Source organism: Janthinobacterium sp. 78 (genome assembly GCF_003096775.1).
GTDB lineage: Bacteria > Pseudomonadota > Gammaproteobacteria > Burkholderiales > Burkholderiaceae_D > Janthinobacterium > Janthinobacterium tructae.
On record NZ_QENT01000001.1, the window covers coordinates 5137456 to 5154043 of the forward strand.

Here is a 16588-nt window from a genome sequence, read left to right on the forward strand (position 1 = left end):
GCTGCTGGCGGCGGCCGCCCTGGCCTTGCCGCTGTGGGCCATGGCCCAGCCGGGTATCCCGGCCTTCAACAGCACGCCGGCGCCGGGCGGCGGACAGAATTACTCGCTGCCGGTGCAGACGCTCATCCTGATGACGTCGCTCACCTTCCTGCCGGCGGCCCTCTTGATGATGACCTGCTTTACGCGCATCATCATCGTTCTGTCCCTGCTGCGCCAGGCCATTGGCACGCAATCGGCGCCGCCGAACCAGGTGCTGGTGGGACTGGCCCTGTTCCTGACGCTGTTCGTCATGGGCCCCGTGTTCGACAAGATTTATACGGATGCCTATCTTCCTTACCAGGAAAACAAGATCAGCATGCAGCAGGCGATGGACAAGGGCGTCGATCCCCTGAAAACCTTCATGCTCAAGCAGACGCGCCAGGCCGACCTGGCCCTGTTTGCCAAGATGTCGCGCTCGCCGGCCCTGCAAGGCCCGGAAGACGTGCCGCTGCGCATCCTCGTGCCCGCCTTCGTCACCAGCGAATTGAAGACGGCATTCCAGATCGGCTTTGCCATCTTCATCCCGTTTTTGATCATCGACATGGTGGTCGCCAGCGTGCTGATGTCGATGGGGATGATGATGATGTCGCCGGCGACGATCTCGCTGCCGTTCAAGCTGATGCTGTTCGTGCTGGTCGATGGCTGGCAATTGCTGCTGGGCTCCTTGTCTCAGAGTTTTTACTAGGGGAAGTACGATGACACCCGAAAGCGTCATGACCCTGGGCCGCCATGCGATGGAAATCACCCTGATGGTGGCCGCGCCCATGCTGCTCGTCGCCCTCATCATCGGCTTGATCGTGAGTATTTTCCAGGCGGCCACGCAGATCAACGAATCGACCCTGTCTTTCATCCCCAAGCTGGTCGGCATCTTTGTCGCCCTCGTCGTGGCCGGTCCGTGGATGCTGTCCGTCATGCTCGACTACATGCGCCAGGTATTTACCGGCATTCCGAACCTGGTGGGTTAGTGCAGCCACCATTGCCATGCTGACCCTGTCGAGCATCGAACTGAACACGTGGATCGCGGCACTGCTGTGGCCACTTAGCCGCATCCTCGGCCTGATCGCGGCCGCGCCCCTGTTCGGCAATGCGGCCGTGCCGGCCAGCGTCAAGGTGACCCTGGGCGCGCTGCTGGCCATGATCATCGCTCCCACCGTGCCGGCCTTGCCGGCCGTCAACCCGATGTCCTTGCCCGGCTTGCTGATCCTGACGCAAGAGATGCTGGTGGGCCTGGCCATGGGCTTTTCCATCCGCATCGTGTTTTCCGCCGTCGAAATGGCCGGCGAACTCAGCAGTCTCACCATGGGCCTGGGCTTCGCCTCGTTCTTCGACCCGCAAACCAAGGGCAGGTCTTCCGCCATCAGCCAGTTCCTCGTCATGCTGGCCACCTTGATGTTCTTGACAGTCAACGGCCACCTGGTCTTGCTGGCGGCGCTGGCGGAAAGCTTTGTCAGCCTGCCCATTTCATCGAGTCCCATCAGCGGCGGCGGTTTCCAGCAATTGGCGGCCTGGGGCGGGGAAATCTTCCGCTCCGGCCTGCAGATTTCGCTGCCCATCATCGCCGCCCTGCTGCTGACCAACGTAGCGCTGGGCATTTTGACGCGGGCCGCGCCGCAGCTGAACATTTTCGGTATCGGTTTTCCCGTGACCCTGGGCGTGGGCTTGCTGGTGATCAGCATGGTCCTGCCCTACCTGGCCACGCCCTTCCAGAACATGTTCCTGCGCGGCATAGAAACGGCGCGTTTGCTGCCGCGCGGCTTCGCCACGCGCGACCGGCCACCGCCGCCCGCGCCGTCGAATCCCCTGCGCCCGGCGCCGCCTGCGCCGGCAGCGCTGCCGGCGGCGCGCTGATCAGGGCTAGCCGCCCAGCGCGTGGCGCAGCAGCAGCGCCGACAGCACGAACATGGTGACGCCGATCAAGCCATCGAGCACTTGCCAGGCGCGGGGCCGCGCAAACCACGGCGCCAGCCGGCGCGCGCCATAGCCCAGCGCAGCAAACCACAGCAGACTGGCAGCGCTGGCGCCGGCGATAAACCAGCCGCGCAGCGCACCCGGCTGCTGGGCGCCAATACTGCCCACCAGCAATACCGTATCCAGATACACATGCGGATTGAGCAAGGTAAATGCCGCCGCCTGGGCCAGGATGGCGCCCAGGCCCAGTCCGGCACCGCCCTCGGCGGCGCGCAGCTGCTGCGGCCGGCGGGCGCGCCGCAGCGCTTGCCAACCGTAGACGGCAAGGAAAACGGCGCCGCCCAGCGCCAGTGCGCTGGCCAGCAAGGGGCGCTGTCCCAGCGCACGGGCCATGCCCAGCACGCCGGCGCCAATCAGCGCCGCGTCGGCCAGCGCGCAAAACAGCACGATGGCGCCCACATGTTCGCGGCGCAAGCCTTGCCGCAAGACAAAGGCATTTTGCGAGCCGATGGCAACGATGAGTCCCAGGCCCAGGGTCATGCCCTGGAAAAAGACGGAAAAAACGAGTGGGGTGGTGGCGGAGAGTGTCATGCGGCGATCTTGCCAGCCGCACGCAATGAAGGCAAACTACCTTTTCTACAGCAAGTTAAGGAAAACTTCATCCATGCTCGATTATGCCGCCCTGGGCGCCCTGGCCGCCGTCATCCGCGAAGGCAGTTTCGAGCGTGCGGCACGCGCCTTGCACGTGACGCCATCGGCCATTTCGCAGCGCATCCGCCTGCTGGAAGAGCGCGTCGGTTGCGCGCTGGTGATACGCGATCAGCCTTGCCGCGCTACGGAAACGGGCCGGCGCCTGTGCCAGCACGTGGACCAGGTACAACTGCTCGAGCAGGATTTGCAGGGGACCGTGCCGGCGCTGGCGCAGGCAGCACTGGGCGTGTCGCGCGCCACGCTGCCCGTCGCCGTGAATGCCGACAGCCTGGCCACTTGGCTGGCGCCCGCCATCGCCGCCTTCGCGGCCGGGCACCCGGTGCTGCTGCAAGTGGCCGTCGACGACCAGGACCATACGGCCGAGTGGCTGCGCAGCGGCGCCGTGCTGGCCGCCGTCAGCGCCACGGCCCGGCCCGCATCGGGCTGCAACAGCCGCCCGCTGGGCGACATGCGCTACCTGGCGGCTGCCAGTCCCGCCTTCCTGCAGCGGCATTTTGCCCATGGCGTGGGTGCCGCCAGCCTGGCCCTGGCGCCCAGCCTCGTCTTCAATGCCAAGGACGAGCTGCAATCGCGCTGGGTGCGGCGCCTGTGCCACCGGCATGTGGAATTGCCGCGCCATACCCTGCCCTCGCCGCACGCCTTCGTCACGGCCGGCCTGGCCGGCATGGGCTGGGGCTTGCATCCGCAGGCGCTGATCCAGCCTCATCTTGACAATGGCAGCCTGGTCGAACTGCTGCCCGCTACGCCCCTGGATGTGCCCCTGCACTGGCACACGGCACGCGCCGCGTCCGGCCTGCTCGACGGTTTGAGCGCAGCCATCCTGGCCGCCGCCAGCACGGGCCTGCTGCCGCCCTGATTGCCCGGCTCAGGGCTGGTCGCTGCTGAGCGCGAAACGCCAGCGCCGCACATCGACATTCAGCCGCAACTGGTGATGTTTGACCAGGTAGCGCACGCCGACCAGCGCCGCCGCCAGTCCCGACAGGGCGGCGATGCCCAGCGCCCAGCGCGGGCCGAAGGTATCGGCCACCCAGCCCACGACGGGTGCGCCCAGCGGCGTGCCGCCCGCCGAGATGGCCAGCAGGATCGCCATCACGCGGCCCCGCATGGCGGGCGCCGTCGACAATTGCACACTGCTGTTGACGCTGGTGGTAAACGTTTGCGCGGCGATGCCGATGACTACCAGCATCATGCCGAACAGCCAATAATTGGGCATCACGGCGGCCAGCGCGCAGGCCAGGCCGAACAGCGCCGCCGCCCCCAGCAGCAAGGCCAGCGTAGGCTGGCCACGGCCCGCCGCCAGCAGTGCGCCGGCCACGGAGCCGCACGCCATGATGGAACTGAGCACGCCATACTGACCGGCGCCCGCATGGAAGGCCGTGACCGACATGGTCGAGAGGAAAATCGGGAAATTCAAGCCGAAGGTGCCGATCAGGAACAGCATCAGCAGGATGGCCATCAGGTCGGGCCGCTGGCGCACGTAGCGGAAACCCTCGCCCAGGCTGGCGCGCGTGGCCTTGATACGCGGCGCGCGGCGCAGCAATTGCACGCGCAGCAGCAACAGCGAACCGATCACGGCGGCAAACGACGCGGCGTTGATGATGAAGACCCAGCCGCTGCCGACGCTGCTGATCAGCAGCCCTGCTACCGCGGGGCCCAGCATGCGCGCCGCGTTGAACGAGGTGGAATTGAGCGCCACGGCGTTCGTTAAATCTTCCTCGCCGACGATTTCGGCAACAAACGTCTGGCGCACGGGCGAATCGAAGGCCGTCACGCAGCCCAGCAGGAAAGCAAACACGTATACATGCCACAGTTGTACCAGGCCGCTGATGCACAAGATCCCGAGTCCCAGCGCCAGCAAGCCCATGGCCGCCTGCGTGCACAGCAGCAATTTCCTGCGGTCGAGCAAGTCGGCTGCCATGCCCGTCAGGGGCAGCAACAGCAGTTGCGGGCCGAATTGCAAGGCCATCACGATACCGACGGCGCTGGCATTGTGCTGCGTCAATTCGCTCAGCACCAGCCAATCCTGCGCCGTGCGCTGCATCCAGGTGCCGATATTCGACACCAGGGCGCCACCGGCCCAGATACGGTAATTGGGAATGCGTAGCGAACGGAAAGTGTTGTTCATCTGGGCGTGCGGGCTCCTTGCCAGGTTGTGGGATACATCAGCGGATCATTCCGCCAAGCGTTTGAGTAAGGCCACTGCATGGTTCAGTTCGGTAACTTCGTCCGGCGTGAGCCGGGTTTCAATGGTGCGCGCCAGCCAGTCTTCGCGCGCGGCGCGGCTGGCCGCGATCCAGGTACGGCAACTGTCCGTCAGGGTCAATAGCGTCTGCCGGCCATCCGCCGGGTCGGGCGAGCCCGTCACCATGCGCGCTTGCGTCAAAGCTTGCACGGTGGCGGCCATCGACTGGGGCCGCATGCCTTCGGCGCGCGCCAGGCTGCTGGCCGTGGCCGGGCCATCGCGCTCGAGGCGGCTCAGCACGGATGCCTGCGACATGCTGACATCGCCCAGATGCGCTTCTTCGCGCAGGCGGCGGCGCAGCTTGCCGACCAGGATGCGCAATTCGCCGGCCAGTTGCAGCACGTGATCGTGATCGTGGTGTTCTTCTTGTGGGGTGCTCATGGTAGCCGTGGGGTGGTTCAACGGCCATCAGTATAACAGATAGGCAGGTAGACTGCACAGTTTGCCTGTCCATCTTATCAAGACGGCCATTTTGCGCACGTAAAAAAGCCGGGGCGGGAGGTATTCTCCCTGCCCCGGCTTGCCGGTCATCGAGCCGATATCGAGCGCTTAGTTGATGTAATTGAACAGCGACAGGCCCGAGATCGAGGTGAACGTTTTCTGCGCCGCCTGCAGGGTCACCTGCTGCTGGGTGAAGGTGGAAATGGCTTTCACCATGTCCAGGTCCTGAAGGTCCGACAGGGTGGTGGCGTACTGGAGGTCGAGATCGTCGCCTGCGCTGTCGAGATAATCGAGCTCCTTCATGCGCGCGCCCACTTCGGTGCGCACCGACAGCACATTGTCGTAAGCCGTGTCGAGTATATTGTGGGCCGCGCTCAAGCCATTCGCCAGGCGCGCCTGGCCCGCGTCGCCAGTGGTCGTCTGGCGCAGCACGCCGATCAGGTTTTTCACGGTGGTAAACAGCGATTCCTTGGCGCTCGGCTCCAGCGTAAAGCTGTCCTGGTCGGCCGGCGCACCCGTGATGTTGACTTGCTGGCCGGCGAAGGAGATGGTGTCGCCGCTCTTGTAGGGGATGGGCACGGCGGGATTCGGCACCGTCTGGCCCAAGGTCGCGTCGGTGATGGTGTACGTGGTGACGGCAGCGGTACCCGTGCCCGCGACCTTGAAGTCGATGGAATATGTATGTCCCGTCAATGCCGTCGCGTCCGTCACCGTGCCGCTGGAAACGATGCCGGAACCGCCGCGCGCGAAGTTGCCGGCGGCGGCGGCCGTGGTGAACTTGCCGTTGCCGGTCAGGTTGTTTTCAAAGACGGCGGCGCCGGAATCGCTGGTCGCCAGGTAGCGCGCCGAGCCCACCTGCAATTCACGCTGGCCCTGGTCGCCCACATAGGTGGCGCCCGTCGGCGTCTGGCTGAATGGCTGGGTAGTGGATTTATAGCCGGAAAACAGGTAGCCGCCGGCGCCGTCGGCCGTGTTGGCGATGCCCAGCAAGTCGGTCAGCCGCCCTTCCAGTTCCTTCGCCAGGGTGTCGCGGTCGACGTCTTTCAGCGCGGGATTGCCGGCCTTGACGACCAGGTCTTTCACGTCCGCAATCAGTGAACCCGTGCTGGCCAGCGCCAGCTCTTCCTGTGACAGGAAATTCTTCGCATTCGAACGGTTCGTCACGAACTGCGTATTGATCGATTGCGACTGCGTCACTTCCAGCGCGCGCGCCGAGGCGATCGGATCGTCGGCAGGCGTCAGGTTGCGGCGGTTCGCCGACAGCTGCATCTGCGTACGGTTCAGGGCGCCCTGCAGATTGTTCAGCTGCGAACTGCCCTGGTCATAAATCATTCGTGTGCTGATGCGCATGATGCTGCCCTTCCAGAAAGCCGCCGCGCGCTATGTCGCGGCAAAAATTGATTAACGTCCCAGGCCGATGACCACGTCGAACAGGGTGCTGGCGATCTGCATGACCTTGCCGCACGCCTGGTAGGACTGCTGGTAACGCAGCAGGTTGGCCGCCTCTTCATCGAGGTTGACGCCGGAGACGGCCTGCTGCTGGGTGCTGACCTGCTGCAGCAAGGCCAGGCTGGCCAGGCCGCTGACCTGCACTTCGCGTGTCTTGTTGCCCACGAAGCTGACGGTTTGCGCATACGAACCCTGGAACGTGGTATTGCCGCCATCGAGGATGTTCTTCGTCTGCAAGCCCGCCAGCAGCGCGGCATTGCGATTGTCGCCCACGCCGCCCGTATTGGGCTTGATCGTGAAGGTATCGCCCTGCGCCGGCGTGCCCGTCATGCTGACATTGATGCCGCCAAAGCTGAAGTTGTCGCCTTCCGCATACGGGATGCTCGCCGTGCCGGCCGGATAGGTCGTGGTGGCGCCATTCACGCCCTTGACCGTCACCGCCTGGCCAGCCGGGAAACCCGTCAGCGAGGTAGTCGCCTTGTCGTAGGTCAAGGTCACGGGACCCGTCAGGGTATTGCCGGGGGTCAGGTAGGCCTTGTCGACTGAGCCGGCGCTGAGCTTGCCCGTGCCCGTATTGGCCACCGGCGCCGAGGTGGCGATGGGGGCCCCAGCGGCAATCTTGTTGCGGTCGGTGATCAGCACGGCCAGGCCCGCCGCGCCATTCGCCGTCGGTTTGATGACGTAGTTGTCGCCTTGGGCGGCCGTGCCCGAGATCGAGAAATCGACGCCGTCGATGGTTTGCGGCGCCGTTTGCGGATACGGATTGATGATGGTGTGCGCGCCGTCCGATTCACGCGTCACCACATAGTTGGTGCCATCGTAATTCAGGCTGTAATCGCTGGCCGTCAGCTTGGTGGGGTCGCTGACCTTGGCCGACAGCACGGTGGTGCTGCTGGCGTTGTTGCCGCGGTCGGCGCCGATCACGGGGTCGGGTATCTTGAAAAAGTCGCCGCCCATGACGCCATTCAAGTCCTGGCCCAGCTTGTGCTGGTCGTTGAAGGTGCTCGCCAGCGCGATGGCCACCTTGCCCAGCGAGTTCTGCACATTGTCCAGGGTGCCGCTGCGAAATTCCAGCAAGCCGCCCAGCGAGCCGCCGGTCAGGGAGCTGTCCGGCAGCACGCTGACGGTGTTGCCCGTGACATAGCCCACCTCGATGCGGTTCGGGTCCGTCCGCGAAGGCGTGGCCGCCAGCGCGAAGCTGCGATCCGCCACCACCAGCGGCTGGCCCGCGCCGATGGAAATGGTGACGGTATTGTTGGCAGCGGGCTGCACCGTCGCCTTGACATATTTATTCAATTCCGTGATCAGCTGATCGCGCTGGTCCAGCAGATCGTTGGGCTGGTTGCTGGCATCGACCGACAACTGGGAAATCGACTTGTTCAGCTCGGCGAGCTGCTTGGCGTAGGTATTAATCACCGTCACATTCGACGTGATCTGCGAATTGACGCCGTCGCCGATCTCCGTCAGGCGCGCGCTCAAGCCCTGGAAACGGGAAGCGAGCGAGCCGGCGCTCGACAGCAACGCCTGGCGCGAGGCGACCGAAGACGGATTGGCGCTGAAGTCCTGCACGCCCTTGAAGAAGTCTTGCAGGGCGGGCGACAGGCCCGCCGTGGGGTCGGCCAGCAAGTTGTCGATCTGGCTGATCTGCGTGTAATAGCTATCGAGCGCGCTGGTGGCGCTTTGTGCGGCATTGACCTGGGTGCCCATGAAGCTGTCGTACTGGCGCTTGATCTGCGACACTTCCGTGCCCGTGCCGACGAAGCCATAGCCGGCAAAGTTCGACTGCGAAGTCTGCTGCAGCACCGTCTGGCGATTGTAGCCGGGGACATTCGCATTGGTGATGTTATGCCCGGTCGTCGACAGGCCCACCTGCGCTGCAAGCAAACCGCTCTTACCGATGCTGAGTAGATTCGAAGTCATGGTGTCTTATTGGTTACCGTCACATGTATTTACGGCAGCCGCGGCGAAAACTTGAAGCGCGCGGCTTGCACAGGGGCACGGCAGGGATTAGCCGACCAGCGAATGCTTGATGATTTTTGTCAATTTGGCAGCGTAATTCGGGTCCGTCGCGTAGCCGGCCTTTTGCAAGCCCTGGGCAAACGTGCTGGCGTCGCCCGCGCTGGCGAGCACTTTCTCGTAGCGCTTGTTGTTGGTAATTAACTGCGCATAATCCTTGAAGCTGTCCGCGTAGCTGTCATAGGCACGGAATTTTTCCACCTTGCGCTGCGCCTTGCCATTCACATATTCCGTGGTGACGGCTTCCGTGACCTTGCCTTTCCAGTCGCCCGTGGCCTTGATGCCGAACAGGTTGTGGCTGCTGCTGCCGTCGCGGGCGATGATTTCGCGCTTGCCCCAGCCCGTTTCCAGCGCCGCCTGGCCCAGCATGAACTTGGCCGGGATGCCGGTGGCGCGGCTGGCTTCTTCCGCATGCACACCGAGCTTTTCCTGAAACGCGCGCACATGCGGCGCCTGCGTGGCATTGGCCTTCTCGCTCAGGGTCTTGCCACTGCCGCTGACACTGCTTGCACCGTCGGCGAGGGCGCCCTGCTGCTGGCGGAACGCGGCCAGCGCCTGGGCCATGCTCGACGAGCGTGGCGACGGCGCTTCGGCGCCATCGGCGGCCAGCGCCTGGTTCGAGGACGACAGTTGGCGAATCAGCACGTCCGCCAGGCCCGTACCCCGCTTGGCCAGGTTCTGGCTCGTCTGCTGGTCCAGCATCGAGGTATACATCTTGCTTTGCTGGCTATCCATGATGCCGTCCTGCGGCGAGGCTTCACGCATGCTTTTCATCATCATGTTGATGAACATGGCTTCAAATTGCGTGGCCGCCTCTTTCAGGGCGGCAGGGTCCTTCGCCTTGGCGGACTGGCGCAAGCCATCCATGCCCTTGACGTCGTAGGCGGCGGTATTGCTGAGGTCGGTTTGGCTGATCATGGCGTGTCCATCAAATGATTTCAAGTTCGGCGCGCAGCGAACCGGCCGCCTTCATCGCCTGCAGGATGGCCAGCAAGTCTTGCGGCGAGGCGCCGATGGCGTTCAAGGCTTTCACCACATCGGACAGCGAAGCGCCACCCTTGACCAGCATGACCTTGCCCGGTTCCTTCTTGATATCGATCTGTGCCGTCTGCGTGACCACCGTGCGCCCGCCCGACAAGGGCGCCGGCTGGCTCACCTGCGGCTCGACATTGATGGTGACGGACAGGTTGCCGTGCGAAATGGCGCAGGTTTCCAGCGTTACGGACTGGTTCATCACAACGGAACCGGTGCGCGCATTCATGATGACCTTGGCCGCCAGGCGGGCCGGATTGACTTCGATGCTTTCCAGCTGGCCCAGGAAGGTCACGCGCTGGTCGCTGCTGCCCGGCGACTGCACCTGAATCACGCGCCCGTCCAGCGCGGCGGCCGTGCCGGCGCCGTAGCGGCTGTTGATGGCGTCGACCACGCGGCTGGCGGTGGCGAAATCGGTGGCATTCAATTCCAGGCGTATGGTGTTGTTGGCGCCCAGCACCGAGGGCACTGTGCGCTCGACGGTAGCACCGCCCGAGATGCGTCCCACGCTCAGGTGATTGATGACGATGGAGCTGCCGGCCGCCTGCGCGCCCACGCCGCCCACCAGTACATTGCCCTGCGCCATGCCGTACACCTGGCCGTCGGCGCCCTTCAATGGCGTCATCAATAAGGTGCCGCCGCGCAAGCTTTTCGCATTGCCCATCGACGACACGGTCACGTCGAGCATCTGGCCCGGCTGGGCAAACGCGGGCAAGGACGTCGTCACCATCACGGCGGCCACGTTTTTCAGCTGCAAACTGGTGCCTTGCGGCAAGTTGATACCTTGCTGCTGCAGCATCGCCGCCACGCTCTGGATGGTGAACGGCGTTTGCGTGGTCTGGTCGCCGCTGCCGTCGAGGCCGACGACGAGGCCATAGCCCATCAGCTGATTCTGGCGCACGCCGGCGATGCTGGCCAGGTCTTTCAGGCGTTCCGCCTGGGCGACGGGCGCCAGCATGGCGGCTGCCAGGCCGCAGGCGAGCAAAAGGCGGGGGAAAGTCAAGGTCGCCATGATCAGAACGGCAACAGGCTGAGGAAGAAGCGCGAGGCCATCGAGGCCATTTCGGCGCGGTCGATCTGGCTGTTGGTGCGGTATTCGACGCGCGCGTCGGCCACCTGGGTCGAGGCCACGACGTTGCCCGTGCCGATGGTGTCCGGATTGACCATGCCCGAGAAGCGGATGAATTCCGTGCCCTTGTTCATGGCGATCTGTTTCTCACCGGCAACTATAAGATTTCCGTTTGGCAATACCTCGATCACCGTCACGCCGATCGTGCCGGAAAAGGTGTTGCTGGCGGACTGGTTGTCGCCATCGGCAAATTTCGTTGCGCCATTCGCCGAGACGCTGCCGCCTAAACGGCCCTGGGCAAAACCTGGCGTACTGAAGCCCACGCTGCCCGACTTGTTGCCGGAACTGGCGCCCGCCTTGACGGCGTTCGTGCGCTCGGTGATGGCGATCGTCATGGTGTCGCCCACGTGACGCGCGCGGCGGTCTTCGAAGGCGGGACGGTAGGTCGACGGCTGGTAGATGGAACCGTTGTTGACGACCACCGGTTCCGGCATCGGCGCGCGCGTGGTGGTCGGGTATTGCACGATGGACGTAGGCGTGATGGCGCAGCCGGACAACAGGACTGCGGACAACAGGGCGATGATGGGGTATTGCATGGCGAACCTCCGCTGCCATCCGGCGGCGGATGGCATGACGACTATGAAAATTAAAGTTGCGACAATTTCTGCAGCATTTGATCGGATGTGGTGATGGCCTTGCTGTTGATTTCGTAGGCGCGCTGCGTCTGGATCATGTTGACCATTTCCTCGGCCACGTTGACGTTCGAGCTCTCGATGTAGCCCTGCATCAGCACGCCGGCGCCATTCGTGCCCGGGGTGTTGGTTTGCGCCACGCCGGAGGCGCCCGTTTCCATGTACAGGTTTTCGCCCTTCGATTCCAGGCCGGCCGGATTGACGAAGGTGGTCAGCTGCAGCGAGCCGATCTGCGATGGCGCCACGGTATTGGGCAAGGTCACGGAGACGGTGCCGTCGCGCGCCACGGTCAGGCTCAGCGCATTGGTCGGCACGGTGATGGCAGGCTGGATGACGAAGCCTTCGGAAGTCACCAACTGGCCATTGGCATCGGTCTGGAACGAGCCGTCGCGCGTGTAGGCGGTGGCGCCATCGGGCAGCAGCACCTGGAAGAAACCGGTGCCGTTGACCATCACGTCGCGCGAATTGCCCGACGCCTGGGGATTGCCCTGGGTATGGATGCGTTCGGTAGCCACGGTGCGCACGCCCGTGCCGATCTGCAAGCCCGACGGCAATTGGGTTTGCTGCGACGATTGCGCACCCGGCTGGCGCACATTTTGATACAGCAAGTCTTCAAACACGGCGCGCGACTTCTTGAAGCCGGTGGTACTGACGTTGGCCAGGTTATTGGCAATCACGTCCATCTGCGTCTGCTGCGCTTCCAGGCCGGTCTTGGCTATCCAAAGGGAACGAATCATGATTTTTCTCCAATAACAGCGCTCATCAGCCCTGTAGACTATTTCTATGTGACCATTATGCGACCGGCTCTATCAATTCAAAGCGAGGATCTGGGTGGCTTTCGCCGCGTTATTCTCGGCATTCTTCAACAAGCTCATTTGTGTTTCGAACTGGCGCGCCAGGGCGATCATGCTGACCATCGAGTCGACGGGGCTGACATTGCTGCCTTCGAGCGCGCCCGTCGTCAATTTGACGGCCTGGTCGGCTTGCGCCGGCGTGCCATCCTTCAGGCGGAACAGGCCGTCGTCGCCGCGCACCAGTTGCTGCTCGGGCGGGTTGACCAGCTTGATGCGTCCCAGCACCGTGGACGGGCCCGGCGGCACATCGGTGGAAATCGTGCCCACCGTGCCATCGCTGGCGATGGACACCGTCACGCCCGGCGGAATCGCCAGCGGACCCGTATCGCCCTGCACCATCAGGCCCGATTGTGTCTGCAACATGCCGTTTTCATTGAGTTTGAAGGCACCGTTGCGCGTATAGGCTTCGGAACCGTCGGCCGACTGCACCGCGATCCAGCCGCCATTTTCCACGGCCACGTCGAGCGCGCGGCCCGTGTGCTGCATCGGTCCTTGCGTGAAATCGGAGCCGACCGTCGAATCGACGACAAAGGCGCGCGTCGGCATCATGCCGTCGGCCACCACGGGCACGGCGCGAAACGAGTCGAGCTGGGCACGGAAACCCGTGCTGGTGGCGTTCGCCAGGTTATTCGCCGTGGTCGCCTGCTTGTCCAGGATGTGCTTGGCGCCCGAGCCGGCGGTGTAGATGAGACGGTCCATGTGTTTCTCCGTGCAAAACAAAAGCTGGGGTCAGACCCGGCGGGGGAATGCGCCGCAATGCGGCACATTCCGGTCACGAAGTGACTGACTTCCTGATTATTAACGCAGGTTGACGAGCGTTTGCAAGACCGAATCCTGCGTCTTGATGGTCTGCGCATTCGCCTGGTAGGCGCGCTGGGCCGTGATCATGTTGACCAGCTCCGCCGTCAGGTCCACGTTCGACACTTCCACGGCCGAGGCGCGCAAGTCGCCCAGGCCGGCCGAGCTCGGCTCGCCCGTCATGGGGCTGCCCGAGGTCGAGCTTTCTGCCCAGGCATTGTTGCCCAGCGGTTCGAGGCCATTCGGATTGGCAAACTTGGTCAACACCACCTGGCCCAGGTCGCGTGTCTTGCCATTGTTGTACTGGCCCTGGATCACGCCATCGCTACCCACGACGAAACGGCTCAGCTGACCGGCCGCATAACCATCGGCCACGGTGCGCTTTTCGCTGGTGGACGAGCTGAGCTGAGTGGAATTGGTGAAGTCGACCTTGATCGCCAGGTTCGCGTTCGCGCCCGTGGCGGGGAAGACGGGCAAGTTGACCGTCACCGGCAAGGTTTGCGGCGGCGTCAGGCCCAGCATGGCGGCCTTGTCCAGGCTGCCGACGCTGTTGAACACCAGCGAAGCCGACCTCACGGCGGGCACTTCCGTCACGGCGGCGATATTCTTGTCGATCTGATCTGGCGTCAGGCTGGAATTGATGCCGTTAGGCACGGCGCTGCCATAGGTGGCGCTGATGGCATTCAACTGGGCGGTGCTGGCGCCGGCCAGCACGGCGGCGGCGCGCACGGCGGCGCCGGCCGCATTGCCATAGGCGACGGCGGCAGCCGTGATAGCCGCCGGTACCAGCGGTACGGCAGTGACGGCGGACTGGTAGGCGGTGCGCGCGGCCAGCGAGGCGGTATCGGTCTGCGCCGCGGCAGCCACTTTCGCGCTGGTAATTTCCTTGCCGTCAGTAGCCGAGTAGACATCCCAGCTATTGGTGCCCGTCTTGACATAGAAATTGGACATGGTGTGGGCATTGCCCAGCGAATCAAAAACCGGCACGGGAAATTGTTTGGTCCACGACTTTTGCTCGCCCACGCTGAACGGCACCACGGTCGGCATGGCCGAGTTGGAATCGAGGTTGACCTGGGTATCGACCTTGGTGGTCGCCTGCGGCGCCATGTCGGACGGGTCGATCTGCAGCGGTACGACGGCGCCGGCCAGGATCTTGCCGTTCACATCGGCCGGATAGCCCGTCAGCTGGGCTTTCTGGGCATTGATGATGAAGCCGCTCTTGTCGACCTGGAACTGGCCGTTGCGCGAATACTGGATGGCACCGTTCACGCTGGTGCGGAAGAAACCGCCGCCATTGATGGCGATGTCGAGCGGATTCGACGAGCTTTCCAGGTTACCCTGGTTGAACAGCTGCGCCACTTGCGACACGGCCACACCGATGCCGGGCTGGTTGCCGCCCACGCCATACAGCGAGTTGGCATAGATGTCGGCAAACTGCGCCTGCGATTGCTTGAAACCCACGGTGGCCGAGTTGGCGATATTGTTGCCGATGACGTCCAGCGATTTGGCGGCGCCATTCAAGCCGCTCAGGCCTTGTTGGAAAGACATTGTGTTCTCCTGGTAGAAATTAGGGGTAGAGGGTCTACGCTACAAACGAGCGGCTTACAAAATCTGTTTCACATCGGCCATGGTGATGCTGCCCACGCCGGGCACGTTCAACTTCACGCCACCGGCGCCCGTCGACACGCTGGCGACCGAGCCGAACATCAGCGCCGCTGCATCCGTGAGCTTGGCGCCGCCGCGCGTCGCTTCCACCGAAAAGGTATACGCGCCGTCGGCCAGCACGATCGGTTTGCCATCCTTGTCGAGTTCGGCGGTGGAACCGTTCCAGCCCAGCGGCAAGGTACCCGCATCCTGCGGGCCCAGGTCGATGGAATGGACTTCCTTGCCCGCGCTGTTGTAGATGATGACCTTGACGCTGTCGGCCGGCGTCGCCAGCTCCACGCCCAGCAGGGCCGCGCTCTTGCTCAGGGTGACGTTCTTGCCTGCCGTCAGCACGCCGTGGCCGATGATATTGGCCGCCTGCATGGATTCGGCCTGCTGGTAGCTGGTTTTCAGCGTTTCCAGCGTGGTATTGAGCTTGTTGACGCCCGTCACCGTGGACAGCTGGGCCAGCTGGCTCGTCAGCTGCGCATTGTCCAGCGGATTCATCGGGTCCTGGTTTTGCAGCTGGGTCACCAGCAGGGTCAGGAATTTGTTCGTTTCTTCCTCGACGCTGCCCTTCGCGGCCGTCGTCTTCTTCGGATTCATCGTCGCCATCAAGTCGGTGACGGTGGCGGTGCTGGTATCGATGGTTGCCATAATGGTCAGTCAGCCTTATTGGCCGATGGTGAGGGTTTTCAGGAGCAGCGACTTGGCTGCGTTCATGGTTTCCACATTGGTCTGGTACGAACGCGAGGCCGACAGCATGTTGACCATCTCGTCGACCGTATTCACGTTGGGCATGGTGACGTAGCCCTTCTCGTCGGCCAGCGGATTCTTCGGGTCGTAGACCAGCTTCATCGGCGACGGGTCCTCGATCACCTTCTGCACTTTGACGGCCGTGGCGCCGTTGGCCATGGGCACGGCCTCGAACACCACCTGCTTGGCGCGGTAGGCTTCGCCCGTGGCGCTGGTGGCGCTGTCGGCATTGGCCAGGTTGCTGGCCACCGTGTTCAGGCGCTGCGCCTGCGCGCTCATGGCCGAACCGGAGACATTAAAGATATTAAACAGCGACATGATTATTGTCCTCCCTGGATGGCCGTCAGCATGCCCTTGATCTGCGAGTTGAGGAACGTCACGGCCGCCTCGTAGCGGATGGCGTTGTCGGCAAAGGCGTTGCGTTCAAGATCCATGTCCACCGTATTGCCGTCGACGGCGCCCTGGGCCGGCGCGCGGTACAGCAGCGGCGTGCCGTCGGCCAGGGTCTCGACCTTGCCGCCACCGGTTGCGCCCGCTGCTGCTGCCACGCCCTTGCCCGGCAGATGCTGCGGCGCCGTGCCCTTCAGGGCTGGCGGCACGCCATCCTTGCGCGCCATCGCCCCCTTCAGCGCGCTGGCGAAATCGACATCGCGCGCCTTGTAGTTGGGCGTATCGGCATTCGCGATATTCGAGGCGAGCAATTCCTGGCGCGTCGAGCGCAGGCTCAGCGCCGTCTCGTTGAAGCGCATGTAATCGTCGAGTTTCCCTATCATGTCAGGCTCCGGAAAGATCTGCCACTGGCGCCCGAGATGGCGGAAGGATGGCGGTATAGTGATGACAGGAAACATAGTACGGTGCCCACCGGCAAGACCATCGCCGGATCAGACCGTACTTTTACCCCTTAATCGGCGCTTCGATCAGGGCTGCGCGCACTATC

The 16588-nt window shown here is 63.7% G+C and carries 18 protein-coding genes; 4 read left to right on the plus strand and 14 right to left on the minus strand.

The window, feature by feature from the left end:
- The first annotated feature begins 40 nt into the window (after positions 1 to 40).
- From fliP to fliR, 3 genes are read left to right on the plus strand one after another with little or no spacing between them, the layout of a single operon-like run.
- Positions 41 to 724: a flagellar type III secretion system pore protein FliP gene (gene fliP, locus C8C92_RS22615; protein WP_232730917.1), complete on the plus strand. Its 684-nt coding sequence runs from the start codon at positions 41 to 43 to the stop codon at positions 722 to 724.
- Between the two features lie 10 nt (positions 725 to 734).
- Positions 735 to 1004, plus strand: coding sequence for a flagellar biosynthesis protein FliQ (gene fliQ / locus C8C92_RS22620; RefSeq protein ID WP_099762562.1), 270 nt, complete (start codon positions 735 to 737; stop codon positions 1002 to 1004).
- Positions 1005 to 1020: 16 nt separating this feature from the next.
- Entirely contained in the window at positions 1021 to 1887 is an 867-nt protein-coding gene (gene fliR / locus C8C92_RS22625; RefSeq protein ID WP_099762560.1) for a flagellar biosynthetic protein FliR, read from the plus strand.
- A 6-nt stretch (positions 1888 to 1893) separates the two neighbouring features.
- Here fliR and C8C92_RS22630 read toward each other — a convergent pair whose 3' ends face one another.
- Entirely contained in the window at positions 1894 to 2538 is a 645-nt protein-coding gene (locus tag C8C92_RS22630) for a LysE/ArgO family amino acid transporter (RefSeq protein ID WP_099762558.1), read from the minus strand.
- 73 nt (positions 2539 to 2611) lie between these two features.
- Between C8C92_RS22630 and C8C92_RS22635 the strand changes: the two genes are divergently transcribed.
- Entirely contained in the window at positions 2612 to 3514 is a 903-nt protein-coding gene (locus tag C8C92_RS22635; RefSeq protein WP_099762556.1) for a LysR family transcriptional regulator ArgP, read from the plus strand.
- Between the two features lie 9 nt (positions 3515 to 3523).
- On the opposite strand, the gene C8C92_RS22640 is transcribed toward C8C92_RS22635, so the two are convergent.
- The 13 genes from C8C92_RS22640 to flgB form a co-directional block, all read right to left on the minus strand.
- Positions 3524 to 4783, minus strand: a complete 1260-nt coding sequence (locus C8C92_RS22640; protein WP_116745293.1) for an MFS transporter — start codon at positions 4781 to 4783, stop codon at positions 3524 to 3526.
- A gap of 45 nt (positions 4784 to 4828) precedes the next feature.
- Positions 4829 to 5281 carry a MarR family transcriptional regulator gene (locus C8C92_RS22645; RefSeq protein WP_099762552.1) on the minus strand — a complete coding sequence of 151 codons (453 nt, stop codon included), beginning with the start codon at positions 5279 to 5281 and terminating at the stop codon, positions 4829 to 4831.
- A gap of 168 nt (positions 5282 to 5449) precedes the next feature.
- Complete coding sequence (gene flgL / locus C8C92_RS22650) at positions 5450 to 6691, minus strand: flagellar hook-associated protein FlgL (RefSeq protein WP_165829525.1); 1242 nt, start codon at positions 6689 to 6691, stop codon at positions 5450 to 5452.
- Between the two features lie 51 nt (positions 6692 to 6742).
- Positions 6743 to 8710: a flagellar hook-associated protein FlgK gene (flgK, locus tag C8C92_RS22655; RefSeq protein WP_099762547.1), complete on the minus strand. Its 1968-nt coding sequence runs from the start codon at positions 8708 to 8710 to the stop codon at positions 6743 to 6745.
- A gap of 87 nt (positions 8711 to 8797) precedes the next feature.
- Positions 8798 to 9724, minus strand: a complete 927-nt coding sequence (gene flgJ / locus C8C92_RS22660; protein WP_099762545.1) for a flagellar assembly peptidoglycan hydrolase FlgJ — start codon at positions 9722 to 9724, stop codon at positions 8798 to 8800.
- A 10-nt stretch (positions 9725 to 9734) separates the two neighbouring features.
- Positions 9735 to 10850: a flagellar basal body P-ring protein FlgI gene (locus C8C92_RS22665; protein ID WP_096237493.1), complete on the minus strand. Its 1116-nt coding sequence runs from the start codon at positions 10848 to 10850 to the stop codon at positions 9735 to 9737.
- A 2-nt stretch (positions 10851 to 10852) separates the two neighbouring features.
- Positions 10853 to 11503 carry a flagellar basal body L-ring protein FlgH gene (locus C8C92_RS22670; protein WP_099762541.1) on the minus strand — a complete coding sequence of 217 codons (651 nt, stop codon included), beginning with the start codon at positions 11501 to 11503 and terminating at the stop codon, positions 10853 to 10855.
- 50 nt (positions 11504 to 11553) lie between these two features.
- Positions 11554 to 12336, minus strand: a complete 783-nt coding sequence (gene flgG / locus C8C92_RS22675; RefSeq protein WP_010400781.1) for a flagellar basal-body rod protein FlgG — start codon at positions 12334 to 12336, stop codon at positions 11554 to 11556.
- Between the two features lie 72 nt (positions 12337 to 12408).
- A complete protein-coding gene (locus C8C92_RS22680) occupies positions 12409 to 13152 on the minus strand; it encodes a flagellar basal body rod protein FlgF (protein WP_116745295.1) in 744 nt (247 codons plus the stop codon).
- Between the two features lie 99 nt (positions 13153 to 13251).
- Positions 13252 to 14799, minus strand: a complete 1548-nt coding sequence (locus C8C92_RS22685; protein WP_099762536.1) for a flagellar hook protein FlgE — start codon at positions 14797 to 14799, stop codon at positions 13252 to 13254.
- Between the two features lie 54 nt (positions 14800 to 14853).
- Positions 14854 to 15552 carry a flagellar hook assembly protein FlgD gene (locus tag C8C92_RS22690; protein WP_116745296.1) on the minus strand — a complete coding sequence of 233 codons (699 nt, stop codon included), beginning with the start codon at positions 15550 to 15552 and terminating at the stop codon, positions 14854 to 14856.
- Positions 15553 to 15567: 15 nt separating this feature from the next.
- Entirely contained in the window at positions 15568 to 15969 is a 402-nt protein-coding gene (gene flgC, locus C8C92_RS22695; RefSeq protein WP_034754081.1) for a flagellar basal body rod protein FlgC, read from the minus strand.
- Between the two features lie 2 nt (positions 15970 to 15971).
- Positions 15972 to 16424, minus strand: a complete 453-nt coding sequence (flgB, locus tag C8C92_RS22700) for a flagellar basal body rod protein FlgB (RefSeq protein WP_116745297.1) — start codon at positions 16422 to 16424, stop codon at positions 15972 to 15974.
- Positions 16425 to 16588: the final 164 nt, after the last annotated feature.

Excerpts from the sequence above, each read along its gene's own strand:
- fliP (WP_232730917.1), top strand. The coding sequence starts at position 41 with ATGGCCCAGCCGGGTATCCCGGCCTTCAACAGCACGCCGGCGCCGGGC.
- fliQ (WP_099762562.1), top strand. The coding sequence starts at position 735 with ATGACACCCGAAAGCGTCATGACCCTGGGCCGCCATGCGATGGAAATC.
- fliR (WP_099762560.1), top strand. The coding sequence starts at position 1,021 with ATGCTGACCCTGTCGAGCATCGAACTGAACACGTGGATCGCGGCACTG.
- C8C92_RS22630 (WP_099762558.1), bottom strand. The coding sequence starts at position 2,538 with ATGACACTCTCCGCCACCACCCCACTCGTTTTTTCCGTCTTTTTCCAG.
- C8C92_RS22635 (WP_099762556.1), top strand. The coding sequence starts at position 2,612 with ATGCTCGATTATGCCGCCCTGGGCGCCCTGGCCGCCGTCATCCGCGAA.
- C8C92_RS22640 (WP_116745293.1), bottom strand. The coding sequence starts at position 4,783 with ATGAACAACACTTTCCGTTCGCTACGCATTCCCAATTACCGTATCTGG.
- C8C92_RS22645 (WP_099762552.1), bottom strand. The coding sequence starts at position 5,281 with ATGAGCACCCCACAAGAAGAACACCACGATCACGATCACGTGCTGCAA.
- flgL (WP_165829525.1), bottom strand. The coding sequence starts at position 6,691 with ATGCGCATCAGCACACGAATGATTTATGACCAGGGCAGTTCGCAGCTG.
- flgK (WP_099762547.1), bottom strand. The coding sequence starts at position 8,710 with ATGACTTCGAATCTACTCAGCATCGGTAAGAGCGGTTTGCTTGCAGCG.
- flgJ (WP_099762545.1), bottom strand. The coding sequence starts at position 9,724 with ATGATCAGCCAAACCGACCTCAGCAATACCGCCGCCTACGACGTCAAG.
- C8C92_RS22665 (WP_096237493.1), bottom strand. The coding sequence starts at position 10,850 with ATGGCGACCTTGACTTTCCCCCGCCTTTTGCTCGCCTGCGGCCTGGCA.
- C8C92_RS22670 (WP_099762541.1), bottom strand. The coding sequence starts at position 11,503 with ATGCAATACCCCATCATCGCCCTGTTGTCCGCAGTCCTGTTGTCCGGC.
- flgG (WP_010400781.1), bottom strand. The coding sequence starts at position 12,336 with ATGATTCGTTCCCTTTGGATAGCCAAGACCGGCCTGGAAGCGCAGCAG.
- C8C92_RS22680 (WP_116745295.1), bottom strand. The coding sequence starts at position 13,152 with ATGGACCGTCTCATCTACACCGCCGGCTCGGGCGCCAAGCACATCCTG.
- C8C92_RS22685 (WP_099762536.1), bottom strand. The coding sequence starts at position 14,799 with ATGTCTTTCCAACAAGGCCTGAGCGGCTTGAATGGCGCCGCCAAATCG.
- C8C92_RS22690 (WP_116745296.1), bottom strand. The coding sequence starts at position 15,552 with ATGGCAACCATCGATACCAGCACCGCCACCGTCACCGACTTGATGGCG.
- flgC (WP_034754081.1), bottom strand. The coding sequence starts at position 15,969 with ATGTCGCTGTTTAATATCTTTAATGTCTCCGGTTCGGCCATGAGCGCG.
- flgB (WP_116745297.1), bottom strand. The coding sequence starts at position 16,424 with ATGATAGGGAAACTCGACGATTACATGCGCTTCAACGAGACGGCGCTG.